19 protein-coding genes, 1 tRNA gene and 2 pseudogenes are annotated in these 23,501 nt (G+C 71.2%); 13 read left to right on the forward strand and 9 right to left on the reverse strand.

What is annotated here, in order from left to right; genetic code table 11:
* Both SSOG_RS53615 and SSOG_RS17140 read right to left on the reverse strand, forming a co-directional pair.
* Positions 1 to 1,886 (reverse strand): annotated as a pseudogene (locus tag SSOG_RS53615) (hypothetical protein); the annotation flags it as partial.
* Between the two features lie 5 nt (positions 1,887 to 1,891).
* Positions 1,892 to 2,870 (reverse strand): annotated as a pseudogene (locus SSOG_RS17140) (SMI1/KNR4 family protein).
* Positions 2,871 to 3,066: 196 nt separating this feature from the next.
* Here SSOG_RS17140 and SSOG_RS17145 point away from each other — a divergent pair.
* Complete coding sequence (locus SSOG_RS17145) at positions 3,067 to 3,588, forward strand: YwqJ-related putative deaminase (RefSeq protein ID WP_039937871.1); 522 nt, start codon at positions 3,067 to 3,069, stop codon at positions 3,586 to 3,588.
* Positions 3,585 to 4,085, forward strand: coding sequence for an SUKH-3 domain-containing protein (locus SSOG_RS17150; RefSeq protein WP_009715505.1), 501 nt, complete (start codon positions 3,585 to 3,587; stop codon positions 4,083 to 4,085). The genes SSOG_RS17145 and SSOG_RS17150 overlap by 4 nt, the downstream gene beginning before the upstream one ends.
* Before the next feature lie 257 nt (positions 4,086 to 4,342).
* Here SSOG_RS17150 and SSOG_RS17155 read toward each other — a convergent pair whose 3' ends face one another.
* Positions 4,343 to 5,716: a histidine kinase gene (locus SSOG_RS17155; protein WP_050799891.1), complete on the reverse strand. Its 1,374-nt coding sequence runs from the start codon at positions 5,714 to 5,716 to the stop codon at positions 4,343 to 4,345.
* 248 nt (positions 5,717 to 5,964) lie between these two features.
* Between SSOG_RS17155 and SSOG_RS17160 the strand changes: the two genes are divergently transcribed.
* From SSOG_RS17160 to SSOG_RS17185, 6 genes are all read left to right on the forward strand, one after another.
* A tRNA-Gln gene (locus tag SSOG_RS17160) sits at positions 5,965 to 6,036 on the forward strand.
* 111 nt (positions 6,037 to 6,147) lie between these two features.
* On the forward strand, positions 6,148 to 7,614 hold the full coding sequence (gene glmU, locus SSOG_RS17165) for a bifunctional UDP-N-acetylglucosamine diphosphorylase/glucosamine-1-phosphate N-acetyltransferase GlmU (protein WP_009715507.1): 1,467 nt from the start codon (positions 6,148 to 6,150) through the stop codon (positions 7,612 to 7,614).
* Between the two features lie 74 nt (positions 7,615 to 7,688).
* Entirely contained in the window at positions 7,689 to 8,666 is a 978-nt protein-coding gene (locus SSOG_RS17170; RefSeq protein WP_009715508.1) for a ribose-phosphate diphosphokinase, read from the forward strand.
* A 205-nt stretch (positions 8,667 to 8,871) separates the two neighbouring features.
* The gene (locus SSOG_RS17175) at positions 8,872 to 9,471 is read left to right on the forward strand and encodes a 50S ribosomal protein L25/general stress protein Ctc (RefSeq protein ID WP_009715509.1); all 600 of its coding nucleotides are present in this window, start codon (positions 8,872 to 8,874) and stop codon (positions 9,469 to 9,471) included.
* Positions 9,472 to 9,600: 129 nt separating this feature from the next.
* Positions 9,601 to 10,197: an aminoacyl-tRNA hydrolase gene (gene pth, locus SSOG_RS17180; protein WP_009715510.1), complete on the forward strand. Its 597-nt coding sequence runs from the start codon at positions 9,601 to 9,603 to the stop codon at positions 10,195 to 10,197.
* Positions 10,198 to 10,264: 67 nt separating this feature from the next.
* On the forward strand, positions 10,265 to 10,783 hold the full coding sequence (locus SSOG_RS17185; protein WP_009715511.1) for a hypothetical protein: 519 nt from the start codon (positions 10,265 to 10,267) through the stop codon (positions 10,781 to 10,783).
* Between the two features lie 70 nt (positions 10,784 to 10,853).
* Here the strand turns inward: SSOG_RS17185 and ppc are convergent, their stop codons facing one another.
* Positions 10,854 to 13,574, reverse strand: coding sequence for a phosphoenolpyruvate carboxylase (gene ppc / locus SSOG_RS17190; protein ID WP_009715512.1), 2,721 nt, complete (start codon positions 13,572 to 13,574; stop codon positions 10,854 to 10,856).
* Between the two features lie 247 nt (positions 13,575 to 13,821).
* Between ppc and SSOG_RS17195 the strand changes: the two genes are divergently transcribed.
* Positions 13,822 to 14,802, forward strand: coding sequence for an acyl-CoA desaturase (locus SSOG_RS17195; protein WP_009715513.1), 981 nt, complete (start codon positions 13,822 to 13,824; stop codon positions 14,800 to 14,802).
* Positions 14,799 to 15,509: a TetR/AcrR family transcriptional regulator gene (locus SSOG_RS17200; protein ID WP_039937879.1), complete on the forward strand. Its 711-nt coding sequence runs from the start codon at positions 14,799 to 14,801 to the stop codon at positions 15,507 to 15,509. Before SSOG_RS17195 ends, SSOG_RS17200 begins: the two co-directional genes overlap by 4 nt.
* A 10-nt stretch (positions 15,510 to 15,519) precedes the next feature.
* Here the strand turns inward: SSOG_RS17200 and SSOG_RS17205 are convergent, their stop codons facing one another.
* Positions 15,520 to 16,341 (reverse strand): trans-aconitate 2-methyltransferase, encoded by an 822-nt coding sequence (locus SSOG_RS17205; RefSeq protein ID WP_039937883.1) that lies wholly within the window; start codon positions 16,339 to 16,341, stop codon positions 15,520 to 15,522.
* Between the two features lie 109 nt (positions 16,342 to 16,450).
* Between SSOG_RS17205 and SSOG_RS17210 the strand changes: the two genes are divergently transcribed.
* Positions 16,451 to 16,948, forward strand: coding sequence for a MarR family winged helix-turn-helix transcriptional regulator (locus SSOG_RS17210; RefSeq protein ID WP_009715516.1), 498 nt, complete (start codon positions 16,451 to 16,453; stop codon positions 16,946 to 16,948).
* Here SSOG_RS17210 and SSOG_RS17215 read toward each other — a convergent pair.
* From SSOG_RS17215 to galT, 4 genes are all read right to left on the reverse strand, one after another.
* On the reverse strand, positions 16,907 to 17,719 hold the full coding sequence (locus tag SSOG_RS17215; RefSeq protein WP_039941231.1) for a response regulator transcription factor: 813 nt from the start codon (positions 17,717 to 17,719) through the stop codon (positions 16,907 to 16,909). The two genes, SSOG_RS17210 and SSOG_RS17215, sit on opposite strands and share 42 nt — an antisense overlap.
* A 338-nt stretch (positions 17,720 to 18,057) precedes the next feature.
* Positions 18,058 to 19,245, reverse strand: a complete 1,188-nt coding sequence (gene galK / locus SSOG_RS17220; protein ID WP_009715518.1) for a galactokinase — start codon at positions 19,243 to 19,245, stop codon at positions 18,058 to 18,060.
* Positions 19,246 to 19,330: 85 nt separating this feature from the next.
* Positions 19,331 to 20,302 (reverse strand): UDP-glucose 4-epimerase GalE, encoded by a 972-nt coding sequence (galE, locus tag SSOG_RS17225; protein ID WP_009715519.1) that lies wholly within the window; start codon positions 20,300 to 20,302, stop codon positions 19,331 to 19,333.
* The gene (gene galT / locus SSOG_RS17230; RefSeq protein WP_009715520.1) at positions 20,299 to 21,342 is read right to left on the reverse strand and encodes a galactose-1-phosphate uridylyltransferase; all 1,044 of its coding nucleotides are present in this window, start codon (positions 21,340 to 21,342) and stop codon (positions 20,299 to 20,301) included. Before galT ends, galE begins: the two co-directional genes overlap by 4 nt.
* Positions 21,343 to 21,453: 111 nt before the next feature.
* Between galT and SSOG_RS17235 the strand changes: the two genes are divergently transcribed.
* Together SSOG_RS17235 and SSOG_RS17240 are read left to right on the forward strand one after the other, a co-directional pair.
* Entirely contained in the window at positions 21,454 to 23,124 is a 1,671-nt protein-coding gene (locus SSOG_RS17235; RefSeq protein WP_009715521.1) for a sodium:solute symporter family protein, read from the forward strand.
* A gap of 35 nt (positions 23,125 to 23,159) precedes the next feature.
* The gene (locus SSOG_RS17240; RefSeq protein WP_009715522.1) at positions 23,160 to 23,477 is read left to right on the forward strand and encodes a hypothetical protein; all 318 of its coding nucleotides are present in this window, start codon (positions 23,160 to 23,162) and stop codon (positions 23,475 to 23,477) included.
* Positions 23,478 to 23,501 lie beyond the last annotated feature (24 nt).

The raw sequence follows: 23,501 nt of genomic DNA on the forward strand, positions 1-23,501 counted from the left end.
TGCGCGCCGGGCGGAGCCTGGCCGGGAGCGCCTGGGGCACCGGGGGCGGCTGGAGCACCGGGGGCACCAGGCGCGCCGGGAGTACCGGGCGCGCCCGGGCCGCCGGACAGCATCGTCGCCGCCGCGTGCACACCCCCACCGGGAGTGCCGGGGGCGGGCGGAGGCGGCGGGGTCTGCGGACCGTTCTGCCCGCCCTGCCCGCTCTGCCCGCTCTGCCCGCCGGAAGCACCAGGGGTCCCGGGGGCACCCGGGCCGCCCGGGATGCCGCTGCCCACGCTGTCGTCCAGCTGCGAGACCAGCTGCGTCGGTACGTACCCCCCAGCCGGAGCGCCCGGGGCGCCGGGGCCGGACGGGCTCGGCGGCGGAGGCGTGTGCGCCCCCGCACCCGGCCGGGCGCCGGGCGTGCCCGGCGCACCGGGCGGCGGCGGGGTCGTCGGGCCGCTCGGCCGACCCGCCTTGTGGGTGGCGGCATCCGCGATGTCGCCCGCGCCGGAGGACGCGCCCGACGACGCGTCGGAACCGCCCGGCGTCCCCGGGAAGTCGAAGGGCGGCGAGACGGCGGTGGGCGGCAGCGCGCTGCCCGCCGACATCAGTTCGGTCTTGGCGTCGGCCCGTACCCCCGGGACCGAGGTGTCCTCGTCGTCCGAGCCCGCGAGCGGCGGGGCGAACACCGTGGCGGGCGGGGCGACCGAGCGATCGCCGTCGTCACTCGCGGAGTTGGTGTCGGCCCACGGCGTACCGGCGCCGGGCGTGGACGGGCCCTTCGGCGTCTCACCGGAAGCTGGCGGCGCGGGCGGAGGCGGCGCCCACGGGCTGCCGCCGCCGGGCGCCGGGGCGGCCGGGGGCCGGGCGGCGTCGGCGAGCGGCCGCGCCACTCCGTCCGACGGCCAGTCGTCCCGTTCGCTGTCCCGCCGCGGCGGCGTCACGCCGCCGGACGCCCAGCCGCCCCCTGGCGCGGGCGCGGCATCCTGCGGCTGCGACGGCGCAGACGGACCGTTACGCCAGCCCTCACCGCCCGAACCGGAAGCCGAACCGGACGCGGGCGCGTCCATTCGCGGCGGCGCCACACCGCCCGACGGCCAGTCGTCCACCGGCGCGGACGGCGACCCGGAAGCGGGCGTCTCGCCGCGCGGCGACGGCACGCCGTCGGAGGGCCAGTCGTCCGCCGGGCCCGGCGCGGGCACGGCATCGCGCGGCTCGGCACCACCGGGCGACGGCGCGGACGGACCGTTACGCCAGCCCTCATCGGACGAACCAGAGCCCGAACCGGAAGCGCGCGCGGGCGCCTCGCTGCGCGGCGACGGCACACCGCCCGACGGCCAGTCGTCCAGCGGCTCGGGCACCGCGTCCCGCGGCTCGCCGTCGGCCGACCCGGACGCGGGTGCGTCGGCGGTGCGCGGCGACACCGCGCCGTCCGACGACGGCCAGTCATCCACCGGCTCCGGCTCCGGCGCGCCAGTCGCCGGAGCCGACCGCTGCGAGGGAACGTCCGGCGCATCCCCGCCGCCGCTCATCGCGTCCGCCGCCTCCTGGAGCCACTCCGGCGGAGTCAGCAGGAAGGACGTCACATTGAGGTCGATGCGCTGCTGCCGCCCGGCGGTCTCCTGGGCACGGTCGTCGTTCGCCCCGTACTCCTCCTCGTACCGGCGGATCACCTCACCCACCGGCAGCCCGGGCCACAGCGTGGTCTCCCCGCTGTCCCGCGCGATCACCAGCCGGGCGCCGTCCACGGGCGCACCCGAGACCGCTCCGTCCGGGCGGTCCTCGGCCCAGGCCACGAAGCCCAGGTCGAACTCCCGCACCCGCACCTCGCGCTGCTGGTAGGCGGGCACCTCACCGTTGATCCAGAGTTCGGCGCGCTCCTGCGCCTGTGCGAAGGTCACCATCGCGCTCACCCCTCCACGGGTACGGCGTACGCGAATCCGCCGTCCACCATCAGGTTCGCCACGGTCTCCAGCTCCGGCGGATTGCCCGCGAGCCGCAGCAGAAAGGCGTCGAAGTCCTCGCCGCACGGCAGCATCAGCCGCTCCACCCGCTCCCGGACCGTCCAGCCGTCGCGGTCCCGCGCGTCGTCGTACGCGCAGAACCACACCGAGCCGATCGCGTCCCCCTTCACCTTCACCGCGATCACTCCGCCCTGGACGAAGCCCACGCCCAGATAGTCCTTGGTGAAGTGGTCGCGCAGACACTTGTTGACGTAGACGAGGTCGTTGACCGCCGCCTCGTCGCGCACCGTGAAGAACGGCTGGTCGACCAGGAGTCCCAGCTCCGGGTCGAGCGCGGCGCCCACCGGTGCGCAGCCGCCCGCGGCCTTCAGGAACGCGCGGTACGACTCCGGCAGCCGGTAGCCGAGGTCCTCCTCCACGCCCAGCACCTGCTCCTCGGTGACCGAAAGCCCCCGCACCGGCAGCCCGAAGTGGATCGGCCGGGTGTCCTGCAACGGGCGGGTGCCCCGCTTGTCCTGGTCCACCGGGGGCCGTCGCGAGGCCGCCGTGGTGCCGCAGCAGCGCCTTGACCTCGACCGGGATCAGTTCCATCCGGCGGCCGCCGGGGGCGTGGTGCCACGTCCAGCCGTGCGGAGTGGCCACCGCCGAGGCGTCGTTCCACAGCTCATGGCCGGAGGCGTGCAGCGCGGCGTTCGCCGAGACATAGTCGGTCAGCCGCAGCTCGTCGACCCCGAACCCCTCCGGGGGCTCGGCGATTTCGGCGGCCGCGCGGGCGTACGGCGAGAAGTCCGGAAAGCCGTTTTCGTCCACCCGGACGCCCATGGGGTGGCGGGCGGCCCGAACCGGATCCGGGAAGTGCACGACCTGCCCGGCGTAGGCCGTGTTCGGTGGCGCGGCATGCTGCCCGAGCCGACCTGTCGTCATGGCGGTTGCCCCCTGCTGATGCTGGCGTATGGGGCACAGCCTATGCGGTGACGCCACAACCGGAACCGGTCGGCCACCACCCCGGCCGTCCACCTGGGCCGACGCACCCGGACTACCGCATTTCCCGTCGCGTTTGGCAGGCTGATCTTTCGCAACCGGGGGATTGCGGTGGATCGCACAGGGAGGGACCCACCACATGCACATCACGCAGAGCAACGGGGGCGGCGACGGAGCCGCCACCGCGGCCAGCGACCCCCGGCTGAGATGGAGCAGCGTCGATCCCGACGCCGGTCCACCTCCGCTGCACCACCGCCGCGATACGCTCCTGCCCGCCGTCGCCGCCGCGCTCTCCGTCCGCGGCGAGACCCTGACCTGCACCGGAGGCAAGGGCGACCAGGCGCCCGCCCTCCACCCCCTGGTGCAGGACTTCCTCGACGCCCTCACCAGCGGGCAGCGCGAACGTTTCACCGGGCGCTGCCCCGAAGCGGTCCTGCTCTCCCGCCATCTGACCGCCGTCGAGGCGGGCCGTTCCAAACGCGCGGCCCGAAAACCCCTCACGCACGGTGAGGCCCGCCGCTCCCTGAAGCAGTCGAAGCTGACCGCACGCCGGATCCGCGAGGCGGGCGACCCGCAGCACGGCTCGTACGCCCCGCCCTGCCTCTCCTGTACGGCGATGCTGGGCCACTTCGGCGTACGGGTGGTGGGTGAGGAAGCGTGACCCGCCCCATCGACCGCACCGACACCACCCGCTTCCCCGTCCCCGTCGACGCGGCCCTCCGCGAGGCGGGCTGGCAGCCCGGCCGCTGGGACATGGAGCGCGCCGAACGCTGGGCGGACACCCTGTCCGCCCACACCTCCCCCGCCGGACACCGGCACACCGTCTTCCCGGCCGCCGTCGAAGCCTGGGCCGAATTCGGCGGACTGCACGTCCAGCCGCCGGGCACCGGTCGCCAGATCGCCCCCACCCCGTTCCGTATCGATCCGCTGCACGGTCTCCACCTGGCTCGTACGTTGGGCGACTTGGGGCGCGCGCTGGAGACCGAGGTCTGCCCGCTGGGCGAAGAGGCCGACGGGCAGGGGCTGCTGACCATCGACGCGGAGGGGCGGATCTACAGCCTCGACCACACCGGTGACTGGTATCTGGGCGCCACGCTTGACGCTGCGCTGGGCACGCTGATCACCGGGACGCTTCCGGCGCGGCTTTCCCGGGCGTAGCCGCTCGCTGGGGTTGCGGTGTTATGCGCCGTTGGTCGTCACGCCGTCGATCGTCTGCGGCGCCGTCGTGGCTGGTCGCGCAGTTCCCCGCGCCCCTGCGGGGCTGACCCTGCGCCGTCGGCATCTGCGGCAACGCGCCGTTGATCCTCGCGCCGTCAGCCGTGCGCGGCGCCGTCGTGGCCGGTCGCGCAGTTCCCCGCGCCCCTCATCGGCCCTCACGCCGCCGGTCATGCGCGGCGCCGCGCCCCTTCGGGGCGCTAGGCGGTTCTGGCTCGGTCGGGCTCGGGTGCGCGGGTGCGGTCCGGGATGACTGCCGAGACGCGGAAGCCGCCGGCCTCCGTCGGGCCCGAGACGAAGCCGCCGCCCAGTGTCGACACCCGCTCCTTCATGCCGACCAGCCCGTTGCCCCCGCTCGGCAGCCCGGCGTCCGCCGCGCCGCGGTCCGAGGGACCGTTCTCCACCAGCACCGCGATCTCGGCGCCGCGGTGCGCCAGACGGATCCGGGTGCTGGCGCCCGGGGCGTGCTTGTGCACGTTGGTCAGCGCCTCCTGCACCACCCGGTACGCGGTCTGCTCCACCCGCGCCGCGTACCGCCGCTCCTCGCCCTCCACCGACAGGTCCACGGCCATCCCGGCCGCCCGGGACTGCCCGACCAGCGCCTCCAGCTCCGCCAGCCGCGGCCCGGCCGCGTCCGCGTCCGCGGCCTCGGCGGGCTCCACGGCCGACGCGGTCGCCGCTTCGGCGGCGGCCGAGGCGGCGACGGCCACCGAGGCCAGCGGCACCGGCTTCTGCTCGGCCGGGGCGTCCGACCGCAGGACGCCCAGCATCTGCCGCAGCTCGGTCAGCGCCTGCCGCCCCATGTCGCCCACCAGCGCGGCGTTCTTCGACGCCTTCTCCGGGTCCTTGAGTGCCACCGCCTGGAGCGCCGCCGCGTGCACCACCATCAGGCTCACCCGGTGCGCCACCACGTCGTGCATCTCGCGCGCGATCCGAGTGCGCTCCTCGTTACGCGCCCACTCGGCCCGCTCCTCGGCCCGCTCCGCGAGCAGCGACAGCTCGCGCTCCAGGCCGTCCGCCCGCTCCCGCAGGCTCTCCACCAGCCGCCGCCGGGCGCGGACGTACAGCCCGAGCAGTACGGGGGGCGCGGTCAGCGCCAGGGTGATCGTCAGCGAGAAGAGCGGGGCCTCCCACAAGGCCGAGCCCCAGTCGTTCTGCGCGTTGTCCTGCCGGAAGCGGATCATCGTCACGAGGAACGTTCCGGCACCCGCCATCCCGGCCAGCACCGCCGAGATCCGGCGCGGCACCTCGGACGCGGCGAGGGTGTAGAGCCCGACGACGCCGAGCAGCAGCCCCATCTCCGCGGGGGTGACGGCGATCGATATCAGCACCACGGCGATCGCCCAGCGCCGCCGCAGCACCAGGGTGGATCCGACGATCAGCCCGAGCAGGACTCCGAAGGCGACCGGCATCCGGGCGTCGTGCGCGAATCCGACGCCCTCCGCGGCACATTCGACCGCCGACGCGACGCCGAGCATGATGTCCAGCACCATGCTGCGCCGCCGCGGCCACCACCATGGGCCGCCGGGTGCGCCGCGCGCACTCGTGTCCTCAGATGCCCCCGTCGCACTCATAGCGACCAGACTACGACCGCACGCCAGCCCTTTTCCGGGGGACACGGCCGCATGTGTCTCACTCGAACAGTCGGTATATCAACGGTTTTAACTCGAACGGTTGAATCGAGCATGTTTTCGACCAGGGCGTCCACATGACGACCGGGCGCACCGACCCATACCGTCGCGTCGAGGGCGACCGGTACGGCATAGTGGTGGGGACCAAGTCGACCACCCGAGCAAGGTGTCCGACTTGGATCTGTTTGCCATCCCCTGTGGTGTAATTGGCAGCACAGTGGCTTTTGGTGCCATTAGTCCGGGTTCGAGTCCTGGCGGGGGAGCCCTTTCACGGGTCCTGGCCTTCACGGTCGGGACCCGGAGTCGTTTCCGGGGGGAAACCTCTCGGTATCCTGCGGGTGTCCACCCCCTACCCGAAGCCGAAGGGCACACCCGTGAGCGCCAACCGCCCGGCAGCCGTCGTCGTCCTCGCAGCGGGTGAGGGCACTCGCATGAAGTCGGCGACCCCCAAGGTTCTGCACGCCCTCTGCGGCCGGTCCCTCGTCGGGCATGTCGTCGCCGCCTCCCGCGAGCTCTCGCCCGAGCACCTGGTGGTCGTCGTCGGCCATGCCCGGGAGCAGGTCTCCGCGCATCTGGCCGAGATCGACGCCGACGCCCGCACCGCCGTCCAGCACGAGCAGAACGGGACCGGGCACGCGGTCCGGATGGGCCTGGAGGAGCTGTCCGACAGCGGTGTGGCCCTCGACGGCACCGTGATCGTCGTCTGCGGCGACACCCCGCTCCTGACCGGCGAGACCCTCAAACAGCTCGCCGGGGCGCACTCCGCCGACGGAAACGCGGTGACCGTCCTCAGCGCCGAGGTGCCCGACGCCACCGGCTACGGCCGCATCGTGCGGGACCAGGCGTCCGGCGCCGTCACCGCCATCGTGGAGCACAAGGACGCCACCGACGCCCAGCGCGCGATCCGCGAGATCAACTCCGGCGTCTTCGCCTTCGACGCCCAGCTGCTCACCGACGCGCTCGGCAAGGTGCGGACCGACAACAGCCAGGGTGAGGAATACCTCACCGATGTGCTCGGCATCCTGCGCGAGGCCGGGCACCGGGTCGGCGCGTCGGTCGCCGCCGACCACCGCGAGATCGTCGGCATCAACAACCGGGTGCAGCTGTCCGAGGCCCGCCGGCTGCTCAACGACCGGCTGCTGGAGCGCGCCATGCTCAGCGGCGTCACCGTGGTCGACCCGGCCACCACCTGGGTCGACGTCACGGTCACCGTCGAGCAGGACAGCGTGATCCACCCCGGCACCCAGCTGCTGGGCACCACGCACCTGGCCACCGGCGCCGAGGTCGGCCCGAACTCGCGGCTCACCGACACCACGGTCGGCGAGGGCGCGGTGGCGAGCTTCACCGTCGCTGAGGACGCGGTGATCGGCGCGGGGGCGTCGGCCGGGCCGTACGCGTATCTGCGCCCGGGCACCCGGCTGGGCCCCAAGTCCAAGGCCGGTACGTACGTGGAGATGAAGAACGCCGAGATCGGCGAGGGCACCAAGGTGCCGCATCTGTCCTATGTGGGCGATGCCACGATCGGCGACTTCAGCAACATCGGCGCCGCCAGCGTCTTCGTGAACTACGACGGCGAGAAGAAGCACCGCTCGACGATCGGCAGCCACTGCAAGACCGGTTCGGACAACATGTTTGTGGCTCCTGTCACAGTGGGAGACGGGGCGTACACCGCCGCCGGCTCCGTCATCACCAAGGATGTGCCCCCGGGTTCGCTCGCCGTCGCACGCGGACAGCAGCGGAACATCGAGGGCTGGGTCGCTCGCAAGCGCCCCGGAAGCGCCGCGGCGCAGGCGGCCGAGGCCGCCGCTGCCGTGCGCCAGGAGGACGAGGGCGGGCAGTGACCTGCGAACCGGTGCGCCCATCCGGGGGCGTACCGTAAAAGCGCGCACCAAAGTGACATCCAAGGAGACGTGACGTGACCGGGATCAAGACGACCGGCGAGAAGAAATTGATGCTCTTCTCCGGCCGCGCCCACCCCGTGCTGGCCGAGGAGGTCGCCCACGAGTTGGGCGTCAGCCTGGTCCCGACCAAGGCATTCGACTTCGCCAACGGCGAGATCTACGTCCGCTTCCAGGAGTCCGCGCGCGGCGCCGACTGCTTCCTGATCCAGAGCCACACGGCTCCGATCAACAAGTGGATCATGGAACAGCTCATCATGATCGATGCGCTGAAGCGGGCCTCCGCACGCTCGATCACGGTGATCGTGCCGTTCTACGGCTATGCCCGTCAGGACAAGAAGCACCGTGGCCGGGAGCCGATTTCGGCGCGGCTCATCGCCGACATGCTCAAGACCGCGGGTGCCGACCGCATCCTCACGGTCGACCTGCACACCGACCAGATCCAGGGCTTCTTCGACGGCCCGGTGGACCACCTGTTCGCGCTGCCGATCCTCGCGGACTACGTGGGCGCCAAGGTCGACCGGTCGAAGCTGACGGTCGTCTCGCCGGACGCGGGCCGTGTGCGGGTGGCCGACCGCTGGTGCGACCGGCTGGGTGCGCCGCTGGCGATCGTCCACAAGCGGCGGGACCCGGACGTGGCCAACCAGGTCACCGTCCACGAGGTCGTCGGTGACGTCCGGGGCCGGGTGTGTGTCCTGGTCGACGACATGATCGACACCGGTGGCACGATCTGCGCCGCCGCGGACGCGCTGTTCGCGAACGGCGCGGAGGACGTGATCGTGACGGCCACCCACGGCGTCCTGTCCGGTCCGGCCGCGGACCGGCTGAAGAACTCCAAGGTCAGCGAGTTCGTGTTCACCAACACCCTGCCGACGCCGGGCGAGGTCGAGCTGGACAAGGTCACCGTGCTGTCGATGGCGCCGACCGTCGCCCGCGCCGTGCAGGAGGTCTTCGAGGACGGCTCCGTGACCAGCCTGTTCGAGGAGCACGCCTGATGGGCTTAACCGCGGACCGACCCAGCTGAGGCCACTCCCGGAAGGGGTGGCCTCAGCCATGGGGGGACCGTTGGTAGACTCGTGGGGTTGCTCGGCGAGGGAGGCTGTGGTTCACACAGCTCGTCCGTTATCGACGCGCTCTTCGTAGCAGGTCTGTCGTGGGCCGGGTGACGGCCATCTGTACACGATCTACGAGGAGTGCCCCATGGCTGAGGTCAAGATCCCCGCCAAGCCCCGCACCGAGTTCGGCAAGGGTGCCGCCCGTCGCACCCGTATGGCCGACCGGGTTCCCGGTGTCGTCTACGGCCACGGTGCCGAGCCGCTGCACGTCACGCTTCCCGCGTACGACCTGCTGATGGCGCTCAAGACCCCGAACGTCCTGCTGCGCCTGGAGGTCGAGGGCGGCAAGAGCGAGCTGGTCATCCCCAAGGCCGTGCAGCGCCACCCGATCAAGATCGGCATCCTGGAGCACGTCGACCTGCTCCTGGTGAGCAAGGGCGAGAAGGTCACCGTCGAGCTGCCGATCAACGTCGAGGGCGACCTGGCCCCCGGCGCCAACCTGCTCGAGTACGTGCTGAACACGCTGCCGGTCGAGACCGAGGCCACCCACATCCCCGAGGGTGTCACCATCTCGATCGCCGGCCTGGACGCGGGCGACACCGTCTACGCCAAGGACATCTCGCTGCCGAAGGGCACCACCCTGGCCGTCGAGGACGACGCGCCGGTGCTGCACATCGTCACCCCGCAGGCCGAGGCCCCGGAGCCGGAGGCCGCCGAGGGCGAGGGTGAGGGCGCCGAGGCCTGATCCGCCTCGTTCCGCATCGCCTGGCGACCGCCGTCCCGCTGCTGCCAGCGGGGCGGCGGTCGCGTATGAGCGCGGTCGCGTATAAGAGACCACTGGGCACACAAGAGCCTCACTCAGGAGAACGAGACGATGAGCGACGCAGACGCGAGCAGCCCGTGGCTCGTGGTGGGCCTGGGCAACCCCGGCCCGGAGTACGCGGCCAACCGCCACAATGTCGGCTTCATGGTGGCCGAGCTGCTGGCCGAGCGAATGGGCGGGCGCTTCAAGGCGCACAAGTCCCGTGCGCAGGTCGTGGAGGGGCGGATCGGGCCGCCCGGTCCGGGCAGCCGACGGGTGATCGTCGCGAAGCCGATGTCGTTCATGAACCTGTCGGGCGGACCGACCACCGCGCTGCGCGACTTCTACAAGGTACCGACAAGTCATGTCATTGCTATTCACGACGAATTGGACATCGACTACGGCGCGCTGAGGCTGAAACTCGGTGGCGGTGACAATGGCCACAACGGGCTGAAGTCGATCACCAAATCGGGGGGCCCGGACTACTTCCGGATCCGTTTCGGCATCGGCCGTCCGCCGGGCCGGATGGATGTCGCGGCGTTCGTGCTGAAGGACTTTTCCGCCGCTGAGCGCAGGGAATTGGACTACTTCGTGGACCGCGCGGCCGACGCGGTGGAGACCCTCATCGTGGACGGTCTGGAGCGCGCACAGGGCACCTACAACTCCTGAACGGCACTCGCGCGACTGTTCGGTTGGAGGTTGACCCGGGGCCCGCCGATGGCAAAGATCTACCGCCATGGCATCCACCGGCATCACCAAGCGCAGCCGTACGCGGCGGGCGGGCGAGAGCATGTACGGGCTGCTGCTGCTCGCGAAAAACGTCGCCATGACGCTCGTTGCGCTGCTCATCCTGGTGGCCGGAGTGTGGTCCTCCTGGAGCGACGCCAAGCCCACGATGCTCACCAAGGGACTGGAGCGCGGCACGCTCACGGTGTCCCGCTGCGACGACGACTGGTGCACCGGCCGGTTCACCCCCGGTTCCAAGGGCAGCGAGGCGCGGGCCAAGGTGCGGGTAGACGCGGCGGTCACGGACGGGAAGGGCGAACGGCTGCTGGTCGCGGTCAAGCCGGGCAAGGACGAGGTGGTGCGCACCGGTACGGCGGGCATCCTGCACGCCTGGGTTCCGTTCGGCGGCGCGCTGCTGCTGGCGTCGCTGGTCGTGGCGGGCGGGCTCCGGATGCGCCGTACGGCCTGGGGCCTGGGCCTGGCGGGCGCGGCGGTGCTGGGGGCGTCCTTCGCCACGCTGACGTTCTGAACCTGCAAAGCGAAAGCGGCGGCCCGCTCCTCCGGGGAGCGGGCCGCCGCTTGGTGTGCTGCCGGGGTGGTCAGCCGGTGTTGCGCAGACCCGCCGCCACGCCGTTGACGGTGAGGAGCAGGGCCCGGGCCAGCACCGGGTCCGGCTCTTCGCCGCGCTCGCGTGCGGTGCGCTGCCGGTCGAGCAGGCTCACCTGGAGGTAGGAGATCGGGTCGAGGTAGGCGTCCCGGACGTGGAAGGTCTGCTTCAGGACGGGGTTGGAGTCCAGGAGTTCGGCCTCGCCGGTGATCCGCAGCACCTCCCGCACCGTCAGCTCGTGCTCCGCCTGGATGACGTCGAAGACGTGCTTCAGCTCGTCCGGGACCAGGGTGTCGACGTAGTGCCGGGCGATCCGCAGGTCCGTCTTGGCGAGGGTCATCTCGACGTTGGACAGGAAGTTGCGGAAGAAGTGCCAGTGCTGGTGCATCTCGTCCAGCACACCGTCGAGCCCGGCCTCGCGGGCCGCCTTGAGGCCGGAGCCGACGCCGAACCAGCCGGGGACGATCTGCCGGGACTGGGTCCAGCCGAAGACCCACGGAATGGCCCGCAGCCCGTCGAGTCCCGCGCCGGAGTCGGGGCGGCGGGACGGACGCGAGCCGAGGTGGAGTTCGGCGAGCTGGTCGACGGGGGTGGAGGCGAAGAAGTACGCGGGCAGGTCGGGGTCGTCCACCAGGGCGCGGTAGGCGCCGTGGGCGGCGTCGGAGACCGTCTCCATCGTCGAGTCCCAGCGGGCGAGTGCCTCGTCCGACTGGCGCGGGGCGGTGTGCAGGGCCGACGCCTGGAGGGTGGCGGCCACCGTCAGCTCCAGGTTCTCCCGGGCGAGCGAGGGGACCAGGTACTTGTCGGAGATGACCTCGCCCTGCTCGGTCACCTTGATCTCGCCCTCGAGGGTGCCCCACGGCTGGGCGAGGATCGCGTCGTGGGTGGGGCCGCCGCCCCGGCCGACGGTGCCGCCGCGGCCGTGGAAGAGGCGCAGCCGTACGCCGTGCCGGTGGGCCACGTCGCGCAGCAGCCGCTGGGCGCGGTGGATCTCCCACTGGGAGGTGGTGATGCCGCCGAACTTGGAGGAGTCGGAGTAGCCGAGCATGACCTCCTGCACATCGCCGCGCAGCGAGACGAGGCGCCGGTAGGAGGGGTCGGAGAGCATGTCGTCGAGGAGCTGGTCGGCGATCTTCAGCTCGTCGGTGGTCTCCAGCAGCGGCACGATGCCGATCTTGGCCCAGCCGCCGTGCAGATCGATGAGCCCGGCCTCGCGGGCGAGGACGGCGGCGGCGAAGACATCGTCCGAGCCGGCGCACATGGAGATGATGTACGACTCCACGATGTCGGGCCCGAAGCGCTCGAAGGACTCGCGGATGGTCTGGAAGACACCGAGGGTCTTGGCTCCGGCGGCGTCCAGCGGCGCCGGGGAGGGCGCGAGCGGGCGGCGGGAGCGCAGTTCCTTGGCGAGCAGCTTGCGCCGGTAGTCGCGGGGCATGTCCGCGTACCGCCAGGACTCCTCGCCGAGGCGGTCGAAGAGCTGGCCGAGGGCGTGGTGGTGGGCGTCGGCGTGCTCACGTACGTCCATGGTGGCGAGCTGGATGCCGAAGGCGGCCAGGGTGCGGATGGCGCGCTCGAGGCGGCCGTCGGCGATCAGGGCGCCGCGGTGGGCGCGCAGCGAGTCCTGGATGAGCTTCAGGTCGGCCAGCATCTCGGCGGTGCCGAGGTAGTCACGGCCGGGGACGTGGGGGGCGTCCTTGGCGAGGCGCTCGCGGGTGTTGACGAGCTTCTGCCGCATGCAGGTGGCCTTGAGCCGGTAGGGCTCCTCGGCGTTCAGCCGCTTGTAGCGCGGGCTGATCTCGGGCAGCAGCTCCAGATCGCGCTGGAGGGAGGCGAGCAGCTCCTCGGAGGCGGCGGAGTTGCGGATCGAGCTGGAGAGGGCGGCGCGCAGATCGTCGATGATCTCCAGCGCGTCGGAGATGCCGTGCTCGTGCTGGAGGATCAGCACCTCCCAGGTCACCTGCGGGGTGACGTTGGGGTTGCCGTCGCGGTCGCCGCCGATCCAGGTGCCGAAGGTGAGCGGGCGGGTGGTGGCGGGCAGCTCGATGCCGACGCGCTCCAGCTCGGCGGTGAGGTCCTCCAGGACGTCGCCGACGGCGTGGGCGTGCAGCTCGTCGAGGTAGTAGACGGCGTTACGGGCCTCGTCGGCGGGCTCGGGGCGGGCGACCCGCAGCTCGTCGGTCTGCCACAGCAGGTCGATGTTCTCGGCGAGCCGCAGGTCGGAGCGGCGGCTCTCGCCGCCGGCGGCGAGGGTGTCCAGCAGCTCGGCGATCCGGCGCAGCTTGTTGAGGACGGTGCGGCGGGCGGCCTCGGTGGGGTGGGCGGTGAAGACCGGACGGACGCCCAGGTGCTCCACGGTCTGCCGCAGGTGGTCGGCGTCGGCGTCCTTGAGCTGGTCGACGGTGCGGGCGAGGATGCCGCCCTCGGCGGCCCGCCGGGCGCTCAGCTCGCGGCTCCGGTGCACCTGCTCGGTGACGTTGGCCAGGTGGAAGTAGGTCGAGAAGGCGCGCACCAGCTTGGCGGCGGTCGGCAGGTCCGTGGTGCCGAGGAGCTCGGCGGCGGCCTCGCCGTCACTGCGGGTGAGAGCGCGGACGCGCTCGACGAGGTCGAGGAGGTCGGGGCCCTCCTGTCGGACCAGGGTCTCGCCGAGGAGGTCACCCAGACGGCGGATATCGGCACGCAGGGCGGCGTTCGTGTGGTCGGCACTGCTCACAGGTGCGGGCTCCTTGCACTGAACGGGGGGTTCCTAGCGGGGTGCAGCCCCGCGCGGCTGGCGCCGCAGGGCCCGCACCGGGTGCTTTCGGCCATGTGCGGACCGCGCTGTCCGACGCCCCCAGGATAGGCGGCGTTCCCTCGGGGGAAACCAGAGCCCTCTTGCCCCGGTTCGCGGCCCTGCCATACTTACGTCGCCGTAGGTTACGGATCCGTAGCCCAGCCCCCGAGCCCCACGAGGGATCCCCATGACTGCAAGCCCCGACGTGGCCCACGACGCGCCGAAGGCCCAGGAGACCCCGCTTCCCTCCGCCACGCTGGGCGGGGACAGCAAGCGTTCCATCGAACAGATCACCCTGCTGCTGTTCATCACCGTCCCGTTCATCGCGCTGGTCGCGGCGATCCCTCTGGCCTGGGGCTGGGGGGTGAGCTGGCTGGACCTGGCGCTGATGGTGGTCATGTACTACATCGGCTGCCACGGCATCACGATCGGCTTCCACCGCTACTTCACCCATGGCTCGTTCAAGGCGAAGCGGCCGCTGCGGATCGCGCTGGCGATCGCGGGTTCGCTGGCGGTGGAGGGGCCGCTGGTGCGCTGGGTGGCCGATCACCGCAAGCACCACAAGTTCTCCGACGCGGAGGGCGACCCGCATTCGCCGTGGCGGTACGGGGAGACCGTCCCGGCCCTGATGAAGGGGTTGTGGTGGGCACATATCGCATGGATGTTCGATGAAGAGCAGACCCCGCAGCAGAAGTACGCGCCGGATCTGGTCAAGGACGATGTGATCCGTAACATCTCACGCCAGTTCGTGGTGTGGACGGTCGTCTCGCTGCTGCTGCCCGCGGCCATCGGCGGCCTGGTGACCTGGTCATGGCAGGGGGCCGTGACCGCGTTCTTCTGGGGATCACTCGTTCGGGTGGCGCTGCTTCATCACGTGACCTGGTCGATCAATTCGATCTGCCATGCGGTGGGCAAGCGGCCGTTCAAGTCGCGCGACCGCTCCGGGAACGTGTGGTGGCTCGCGGTGCTCTCGTGCGGCGAGTCCTGGCACAACCTGCACCACGCCGATCCGACGTGCGCCCGGCACGGGGTGATGAAGGGCCAGCTGGATTCCAGCGCCCGGATCATCCGCTGGTTCGAGAAGCTGGGCTGGGCGTACGACGTCCGCTGGCCGAACGCGAACCGGATCGACTCCCGGCGTAAAGAGGCCCCTGCCGAAGCGGCATGATAGAGGGCGTGGAGACCGACAGTAATACCAGCGGCAGCAAGGACCGGGCGGCCCGGACCGTCCGGCCCTCCGGATCCGGCTCCCGGCGGCCCCGCAGGGTGCGGATGACCGGCAAGGAGCGCCGGGAGCAGTTGCTGGACATCGGTCGGACGCTCTTCGCCGAACGGGGCTTCGAGGGCACCTCGGTGGAGGAGATCGCGGCGAAGGCCGGGGTCTCCAAGCCGGTGGTGTACGAGCACTTCGGCGGCAAGGAGGGGCTGTACGCGGTCGTGGTGGACCGTGAGATGCGGCGGATGCTGGACATGGTGACCACGTCGCTGACCGCGGGCCATCCCCGGGAGCTGTGCGAGCAGGCCACGTTCGCCCTGCTGGACTACATCGAGGAGTACACGGACGGCTTCCGCATCCTGGTCCGTGACTCCCCCGTCGCCCAGTCGACGGGCACCTTCGCCTCGCTGATCAGCGATATCGCCACCCAGGTGGAGGACATCCTGGGCCTGGAGTTCAAGGCCCGCGGCTTCGACGCCAAGCTCGCCCCGCTGTACGCCCAGGCTCTGGTGGGGATGGTGGCGCTGACCGGTCAGTGGTGGCTGGACGTCCGCAAGCCGAAGAAGTCCGAGGTGGCGGCGCATCTGGTGAACCTGGCCTGGCACGGCCTGGACGGTCTGGAGCAGAAGCCGCGGCTGATAGGCCACCGCAAGGCGTGAGCGGACGCCCTCAGGTCTGCTTACGGGCCACGGCGAAGATGCGGCGGAACGGGAAGGCCGTGCCGTACGGGGCCGGGGGGTAGGCCTCGCGGAGGAGGGCCGCGTACTCGCCGAGGAAGCGGTCGCGGGCGGCCGGGTCGTCGGCGAGGGCGGTGAGCACGGGCCGCAGGGCGGTGCCCTTGGTCCAGTCGAGGACGGGGTCGGGTCCGGTGAGGATCTGGAGGTAGGTGGTCTCCCAGGCGTCGACCTCGCAACCCAGCGCGGTGAGCCGGTCGACGTAGTCCAGGGGTTCCAAGGCCGAGGCGGGGTTGCGCACGGCGTCGACGAGGCGGTCGCGCCACTGCGGGGCGTCGCACAGGTCGCGCAGCAGGGTGTGGCTGGGGGCGCCGAAGTTACCGGGGAGCTGGAACGCGAGGGTGCCGCCGGGGCGCAGGGCGTCGAGCCAGGCGGGGAAGGCGTCGGCGTGGCCCGGCATCCACTGGAGCGCGGCGTTGGACACGATGAGGTCGTAGGTCTCGTCCGGCTCCCAGTGGAGGGCGTCGACGGTACGGAAGTCGAGGCGGCCGCCGCCGGTGGTGGGCCCGGCGAGGGGCTGGGCCTGGTCGAGCATCTCGGCGGAGCTGTCGAGGCCGGTGACATGGGCGTCGCGCCAGCGGTCGAAGAGCAGGACCGTGACGTTGCCGGGGCCGCAGCCGAGATCGGCGATACGGGGCGGGCGGCCGGGTTCCGCGGGGAGCGCGGGGATATGGGCGAGGAGATCGCGGAACGGGCGGGCCCGATGGCCGGAGTGGCGGAGGTACTGGGCCGGGTCCCAGTCGGGTGACGTACGCATGGTGAAGTCCCTTGAGCGGGTACGGTCGGTACGAGCAGGCTTACCGTCCTCCAAGGCATCTCTTGATGTCAAGAGACTTCATGTCGACAGACCTATTACACTGATCGTCATGGACGACGAGGTCGATCGACTGGTGGCGGCATGGCGCCGAGAGCGCCCCGACCTCGATGTCGAACCGCTCGAGGTGCTCAGCCGGGTCAGCCGGCTCGCGCGCCACCTCGACCGGGCGCGGCGGATCGCCTTCAGCGAGCACCAGCTGGAGTCCTGGGAGTTCGACGTGCTGACCTCGCTGCGGCGGGCCGGAACCCCGTACCAGCTCTCCCCCGGGCAGCTGCTGACCCAGACGCTCGTCACCTCGGGCACCATGACCAACCGCATCGACCGGCTGGCGAAGAAGGGCCTGGTCGAGCGGCTGCCCGACCCCAGTGACCGGCGCGGGGTGCTGGTCCGGCTCACCGCGGAGGGGCGCGACCGCGCCGACCAGGCGCTGGCCGGGCTGCTGGACCACGAGCGCGCCATCCTCGCCGAGCTGTCCCAGGCCCAGCGCGCCGAACTGGCGGCGCTGCTACGCCAGCTGACCGCCCCGTTCGACAATTTCCCCGGCTAGGTCGACCGGGCCGACGCCCGCCCGCCGGGCCAGCGCCACGGCGGCCAGCGTGGAGTGCACACCCAGCTTGCCCAGCACGTTCTGCATATGGGTGCGGACGGTGTGCGGGGACAGGAACAGCCGCTCGGCCACCGCCTTGCGGCCCAGCCCGGCCACCATGCAGCGCAGCACTTCCCGCTCACGCGGCGTCAGCGATTCGACCAGCCGCTCGCTCTCGGTGCGGTGCTTACGAGCCGCCGTCAGCTCCCGCAGCACGCCGGTGAGCAGCGCGGGCGGCAGATGCGTCTCATCCCGCAGCACCCCCCGGATCACGGCGAGCAGCCGGACCAGCGAACAGTCCTTGGCCACCCAGCCGGACGCCCCGGCCTGGAGCGCCGCCGCGGCCCGGCGCGGATCGTCGCGCTCGGCCAGCACCACGGTGCGCACCCCCGGTTGAGCGGTGCGCACCCCGCCGACCAGCGCTATGCCGTCCTGCGAGCGCCCGTTGACCCGCCCCGGCGGGCCCGCGCCCGGGCCGCCGCCGTGGGCGGCCTCGGCCGGTACGGCCTGCGGCATATGAATCGGCTCCCCGTTCAGGGAGCCCAGATCGGCGTCGATCAGCAGAACGTCGAAGCGGCGCCCCTCGGCCACTCCGCGCTCCAGACAGCGCAGCGCCGCCGGGCCGCTTCCGGCCGCCGCCACGTCCACGTCCTGTTCCGCCGCGAGGGCGGCGGCCAGTGACTCGGCGAAAATGCGATGGTCGTCGACCACCAGAACCCGAATACGTGCCACGGAACCCCCCACGTCGCCGGATACTCCCGGATACCCCGAGAAGCAGTACGGGTACGGCGCCCGGGAAGGGATCACCGCAACCGCACGGCCGCCGCCGTGCTGAGATCGCTACCCCACCCCGGGCGTCGTACCTGACTGTCTCGCCCCCTGATGCACGTCGGCCCCCACCGACGCTGTGCTCAGCGTAAGGCCGGGGTACGTCATCCGGAGCGAATGAACGAAACTGCCCGGCCTCGCCTGTTTACGGTGGTCTTTGTGCTCGGTCTTGGGGAGTAAGGAAGCCAAGAACGGCGAAAATTGATCGCTCAACGGCCGAAGGCAGCGAGAGTCCCCTCCGGCTACAGCCGCCGGGCGCCCTCGCTCGGGACCGCCGGGAAGATCCGCGGGGCCCCGTGTCCGGCGGCGGCGAAGGACTCGGTGACCGCCTTGGCCACCGCGTCCGCGTCCGCCTCCTCGACCAGCACAATCGCCGAGCCGCCGAAGCCGCCGCCGGTCATCCGCGCGCCGAGCGCGCCCGCCGCGCATCCCGACTCCACCACGAGGTCCAGCTCGGCGCAGGAGATCTCGAAGTCGTCGCGGCACGAGGCGTGTCCGGCGGTCAGGACCGGGCCGATGGACCGGGTGTCGCCCGCGTCCAGCAGCTCGATGACCTCCCGCACCCGCTGGTTCTCGGTCACCACATGGCGCACCCGGCGGCGCACGGTGTCGTCCACACCGAGCCCGGCGAGGGTGGTGAGCGTCGCGTCCAGGGTCGCGAATTCCACCTCGCGCAGCGCGGGCACGCCGAGCGCCCGCGCGGCCGACTCGCACGCGGCGCGCCGGTTGGCGTACGCGCCGTCGCCCAGCTCGTGCTTCACCCGGGTGTCCACGACCAGCAGCCGCAGCCCCTCCGCAGCGAGGTCGAACGGCACCTGCCGCTGGGTGAGGTCGCGGGCGTCGAGGAAGAGCGCATGGCCCTCGGTGCAGCAGGCGGACGCCATCTGGTCCATGATCCCGCAGGGGACGCCGACGAACTGGTTCTCCGCGCGCTGGCACAGCTGGGCCACGCGCTCCGGGGTGAGCCCCAGCCCGTACAGCTCGCTGAGCGCGGTAGCCGTCACCACCTCCAGCGCGGCGGACGAGGACAGCCCGGCGCCGGTGGGCACCGTGGACGCGTAGTGCAGGTCGGCCCCGCCGGCCGCGGCGCCGGAGAGCAGCCCCTCCTCGCGCAGCGCCCACACCACGCCCGCCGGGTAGGCCGCCCAGCCGCCGCGGTCGCCGCCGGCGCCGCCCTCGGCGACCGGGGTCAGCTCCTGGACACGCAGCTCGACGACCCCGCCCGGCGCGTCCCCGGAGTGGACGCGCAGCACCCCGTCGGTGCGCGGCGAGGCGGCCGCCAGGCAGGTGTGGGGCAGGGCGAGCGGCATCACGAAGCCGTCGTTGTAGTCGGTGTGCTCACCGATCAGGTTGACCCTGCCCGGCGCCGCCCACACGCCCTCCGGGTCGGTTCCGTAGACCTCCCGGAACCCCGCCGATACGTCGCTCACTCGCTGTCCCCTGTCCCTTTGTTCCTGTTGTGCGCGGCCGGGCGGCCGCGCACGGCGCCATTCAACCGCTCAGCCGTTCAGCCGCTCAGTGCGTGCGGCGCGCGAACTCCCACGCGTCCGCGACGATGCCCTTCAGATCGTCGCGGCTCGGGCGCCAGCCCAGGCGCTCCTTGGCGCGCTCGGCCGAGGCCACCAGCACGGCCGGGTCGCCGCCCCGGCGGTCGGCGACGACCTCGGGGATCGGGTGGCCGGTGACCTGGCGGACGGTCTCGATGACCTCGCGGACGGAGAAGCCGTTGCCGTTGCCGAGGTTGCAGATCAGGTGCTCGCCGCTGGTGGCAGCGCCCAGCGCCAGCAGATGCGCGTCGGCCAGGTCGGCGACGTGGATGTAGTCGCGGACGCAGGTGCCGTCGGGGGTCGGGTAGTCGTCACCGAAGACGGAGATCGCCTCGCGGCGGCCCTGCGCGACCTGGAGCACCAGCGGGATCAGGTGCGATTCGGGCTCATGGCGCTCGCCGTACGCCCCGTAGGCGCCCGCGACGTTGAAGTACCGCAGGGAGACCGCGGCCAGGCCGTGCGCGGCGCACTCCCCGCTGATCATGTGGTCGACGGCGAGCTTGGTGGCGCCGTAGGGATTGGTCGGCGCGGTCGCGGAGTCCTCGGTGATCGGGACGTCGTCCGGTTCGCCGTAGGTGGCGGCGGTGGAGGAGAAGACGAGGGTGCGCACCCCGGCGTCCCGCATCGCCGCGAGCAGCGCGGTGGTCCCGCCGACGTTGTTGACCCAGTACTTCTCCGGGTTGACGACGGACTCCCCGACCTGCGAGGACGCCGCGAAGTGCAGCACGCCGTCGTACGAGGCGTCGAGCCACTTGGCCGCGTCCTGGATGCGGCCCTCGATGAACTCCGCGCCCGCGGGTACGCCCTCACGGTGCCCGGTGGACAGGTCGTCCAGCACGGTCACCTGGTGCCCGGCCTCCAGCAGATGCGCGGCGACCACGCTGCCGACATAACCGGCACCGCCTGTGACCAGGTACTTCTTCTGCTGCGCATTGCTCACTTGCTCGCTACCTCTCGCAGTCGCTCGGCCGCGGCCTCCGGCGGCACATCATTGATGAACACATTCATGCCGGATTCGGAACCCGCGAGAAACTTCAGCTTGCCGGAAGTGCGGCGGATGGTGAAAAGCTCGAGGTGGAGTGCGAATTCCTCGCGGTCGTCCGCCGTGAACGGCGCCTGATGCCAGGCGGCGATGTACGGCGTGGGCGGCTCCCCTTCCCCGAAAATCCGGTCGAAGCGCTTCAAGAGTTCCAGATACATCTGTGGAAACTCTGTGCGCGCGGCATCGTCCAGCGCGGTCAGGTCCGGGACCCGGCGCTTGGGGTAGAGGTGCACCTCGTACGGCCAGTGCGCGGCGTACGGGACGAAGGCGGTCCAGTGCTCACCGTCGAGCACGATGCGCGATCCGTCGGACCGCTCATCGGCGACCACATCATCGAACAGATTCCGACCGGTCCGCTCACGGTGCTCGGCGAGAGAGCGGAGCATCAGCCGGGTACGCGGCGTCGGAAAGGGATACCCGTAGATCTGGCCGTGCGGATGGCCGAGGGTGACGCCGATCTCCCTGCCGCGGTTCTCGAAGCAGAACACCTGCTCGACGGAGGGGAGTTGGGCCAGCTCGGCGGTCCGGTCGGTCCAGGCGTCGAGGACCAGGGCGGCCTGCTCGGCGGTGAGATCGGCGAAGGAGGCGTCGTGGTCGGAGGTGAAGCACACGACCTCGCACCGCCCCGCGTCACCGGCCAGCGAGGGGAAGCGGTTCTCGAAGACGACGACGTCGTAGTCGGAGGCGGGGATCTCACTGAGCCGCCCGTCGCGCGAGGGGCACAGCGGGCATTCGTCGGCCGGCGGGTGGTACGTGCGCCCCTGGCGGTGGGAGGCGACGGCCACGTCGTCACCGATGAGGCGGTCGTGGCGGATCTCGGAGCGGGTGGAAATGGGGTCGAGCGGCCGCTCATCGACGGCGTCGCGCACCGCGTCGTCGCGCGCGTCGTAGTAGATCAGCTCGCGTCCGTCCGCGAGCCGCGTCGCCGTCTTCTTCACGTCCGCCAGCTCCTGTCCCGCTTCACCCAACACAACTAAACATAATGAACCACAAGTCAACAGTGGCGTCAATGCGCGATGGAGGCGCCCGGATAAAGCAGGATAATTCGCATGCGCTCTCTGGCAGCAGATCTCCGGCTCCCCACCAATGCCCTCGACTACACCATCCTGATCCTCTACTTCGCCGTCGTACTCGGCGTCGGATTCGCCGCCAGACGAAGCGTGAAGACGAGCCTGGACTTCTTTCTCTCCGGCCGGTCACTGCCCGCGTGGGTCACCGGTCTCGCCTTCGTCGCCGCCAATCTCGGCGCCCTGGAAATCCTGGGAATGGCGGCCAATGGCGCCCAGTACGGCGTCTACACGGTGCACTGGTACTGGGTGGGCGCCATTCCGGCCATGGTCTTCCTCGGCCTGGTGATGATGCCGTTCTACTACGGCTCCAAGGTCAGGTCGGTGCCCGAATTCCTGCTGCACCGCTACGGACCGTCCTCGCATCTGCTCAGCTCGATCATCTTCTCCGTGGCGTCCGTGCTGATCGCGGGCGTCAACCTGTACGCGATGGCCATCGTCGTCGAGGCGCTGCTCGGCTGGCCGCAGTGGGTGGCCATCGTCGTCGCCGGGCTGTTCGTGCTCGCGTACATCACCCTGGGCGGACTCTCCTCGGCGATCTACAACGAGGTACTCCAGTTCTTCGTCATCCTCGCCGCGCTCATCCCGCTCACCGTCGTCGGCCTGAAGCGGGTCGGCGGCTTCGGCGGGCTCAAGGACTCCCTCGAAGCGTCCCACGGCCCCAACTTCACCTCCGCATGGGGCGGCACCGGCATCGGCTCGGACAACCCGCTGGGCGCCAACTGGCTGACCATCGTGCTCGGCCTCGGCTTCTGCCTGAGCTTCGGCTACTGGACGACCAACTTCGCCGAGGTGCAGCGCGCGCTGTCCGCCAAGAACCTCTCGGCCGCCCAGCGCACCCCGCTGATCGCCGCCTTCCCCAAGATGTTCATCCCGCTGATCGTGGTGGTCCCGGGGCTGATCGCCCTGGCCGTCGAGCCGGGGATCGGCTCCACCAAGAGCGATCTCCAGTACAACGACGCGATCCCGCTCCTGATGAGCGACCTGCTCCCCAACGGGGTGCTGGGCGTGGCGGTGACCGGGCTGCTCGCCGCCTTCATGGCGGGCATGGCGGCCAACGTCTCGTCCTTCAACACGGTCTTCACCCATGACATCTGGCGGGCGTACATCATCAAGGACCGCCCGGACGAGTACTACCTGCTGACGGGGCGGGTGGTGACCGCGATCGGCGTACTGGCCGGGATGGGGACGGCGTTCATCGCGTCCTCGTTCAGCAACATCATGAACTACCTCCAGACCCTGTTCTCGTTCTTCAACGTGCCGCTGTTCTGCGTCTTCATCATCGGGATGTTCTGGCGGCGGGCCACCGCCCCGGCCGGGTTCTGGGGGCTGCTCTCCGGCACCGTCGCCGCGATGATCAACTACTTCTGGCTCTACAAGGACGGCGTCATCTCCATCCCCAGCGACCAGGGCGCCAACTTCGTCTCCGCCATCGTGGCGTTCGTGGTCGGCGGGGTGGTGATGGTGGCCATCACACCGTTCACCAAGCCCAAACCGGAGCAGGCGCTGGCCGGTCTGGTCTACGGAACCACCGCCCCCGGCCTCGCCGAACCCGCGGCACCGGGCGACGAGGCCTGGTACCGCCGGCCCGCCCTGCTCGGCTGGGGCGCGATCGTCCTCGCCGCCCTGTGCTACGTCCCGTTCTCCCTGTGATCCCGTGACCCTCCTGCGGATAAGGAACCCGCGCCATGAGTGACGACTACGAGTATCAGCACGAGGTCGAGGAACTGGAGGGGAAGTCGGCGACCGCGGCCCGGCTCTTCGACGTTCGGCGCATCATCGGCGGCCTGTTCGTGATCTACGGGATCATCGTCACGATCGCCGGGATCACCGCCTCCGACGCGGACCTGAAGAAGGCCGAGAACATCAACATCAACCTGTGGACGGGCATCAGCATGCTCGTCCTCGGCCTGCTCTTCCTGCTCTGGATGAAGCTCAGGCCGCTGCCCATGCCCCACCACGCCCCCGAGCAGGGCCCCGCCCGGCCCGGGGACGACAGCGCCTAGGGGCTGTCTTTAGTTGTGATCAAG

The sequence above is a fragment of the Streptomyces himastatinicus ATCC 53653 genome (assembly GCF_000158915.1).
GTDB lineage: Bacteria > Actinomycetota > Actinomycetes > Streptomycetales > Streptomycetaceae > Streptomyces > Streptomyces himastatinicus.

What these genes read in the sequence shown, in the direction of transcription:
- SSOG_RS17145 (WP_039937871.1), top strand. Translation starts at nt 3,067, where the DNA reads ATGCACATCACGCAGAGCAACGGGGGCGGCGACGGAGCCGCCACCGCG.
- SSOG_RS17155 (WP_050799891.1), bottom strand. Translation starts at nt 5,716, where the DNA reads ATGAGTGCGACGGGGGCATCTGAGGACACGAGTGCGCGCGGCGCACCC.
- SSOG_RS17175 (WP_009715509.1), top strand. Translation starts at nt 8,872, where the DNA reads ATGGCTGAGGTCAAGATCCCCGCCAAGCCCCGCACCGAGTTCGGCAAG.
- pth (WP_009715510.1), top strand. Translation starts at nt 9,601, where the DNA reads ATGAGCGACGCAGACGCGAGCAGCCCGTGGCTCGTGGTGGGCCTGGGC.
- SSOG_RS17185 (WP_009715511.1), top strand. Translation starts at nt 10,265, where the DNA reads ATGGCATCCACCGGCATCACCAAGCGCAGCCGTACGCGGCGGGCGGGC.
- SSOG_RS17195 (WP_009715513.1), top strand. Translation starts at nt 13,822, where the DNA reads ATGACTGCAAGCCCCGACGTGGCCCACGACGCGCCGAAGGCCCAGGAG.
- SSOG_RS17200 (WP_039937879.1), top strand. Translation starts at nt 14,799, where the DNA reads ATGATAGAGGGCGTGGAGACCGACAGTAATACCAGCGGCAGCAAGGAC.
- SSOG_RS17205 (WP_039937883.1), bottom strand. Translation starts at nt 16,341, where the DNA reads ATGCGTACGTCACCCGACTGGGACCCGGCCCAGTACCTCCGCCACTCC.
- SSOG_RS17210 (WP_009715516.1), top strand. Translation starts at nt 16,451, where the DNA reads ATGGACGACGAGGTCGATCGACTGGTGGCGGCATGGCGCCGAGAGCGC.
- SSOG_RS17235 (WP_009715521.1), top strand. Translation starts at nt 21,454, where the DNA reads ATGCGCTCTCTGGCAGCAGATCTCCGGCTCCCCACCAATGCCCTCGAC.
- SSOG_RS17240 (WP_009715522.1), top strand. Translation starts at nt 23,160, where the DNA reads ATGAGTGACGACTACGAGTATCAGCACGAGGTCGAGGAACTGGAGGGG.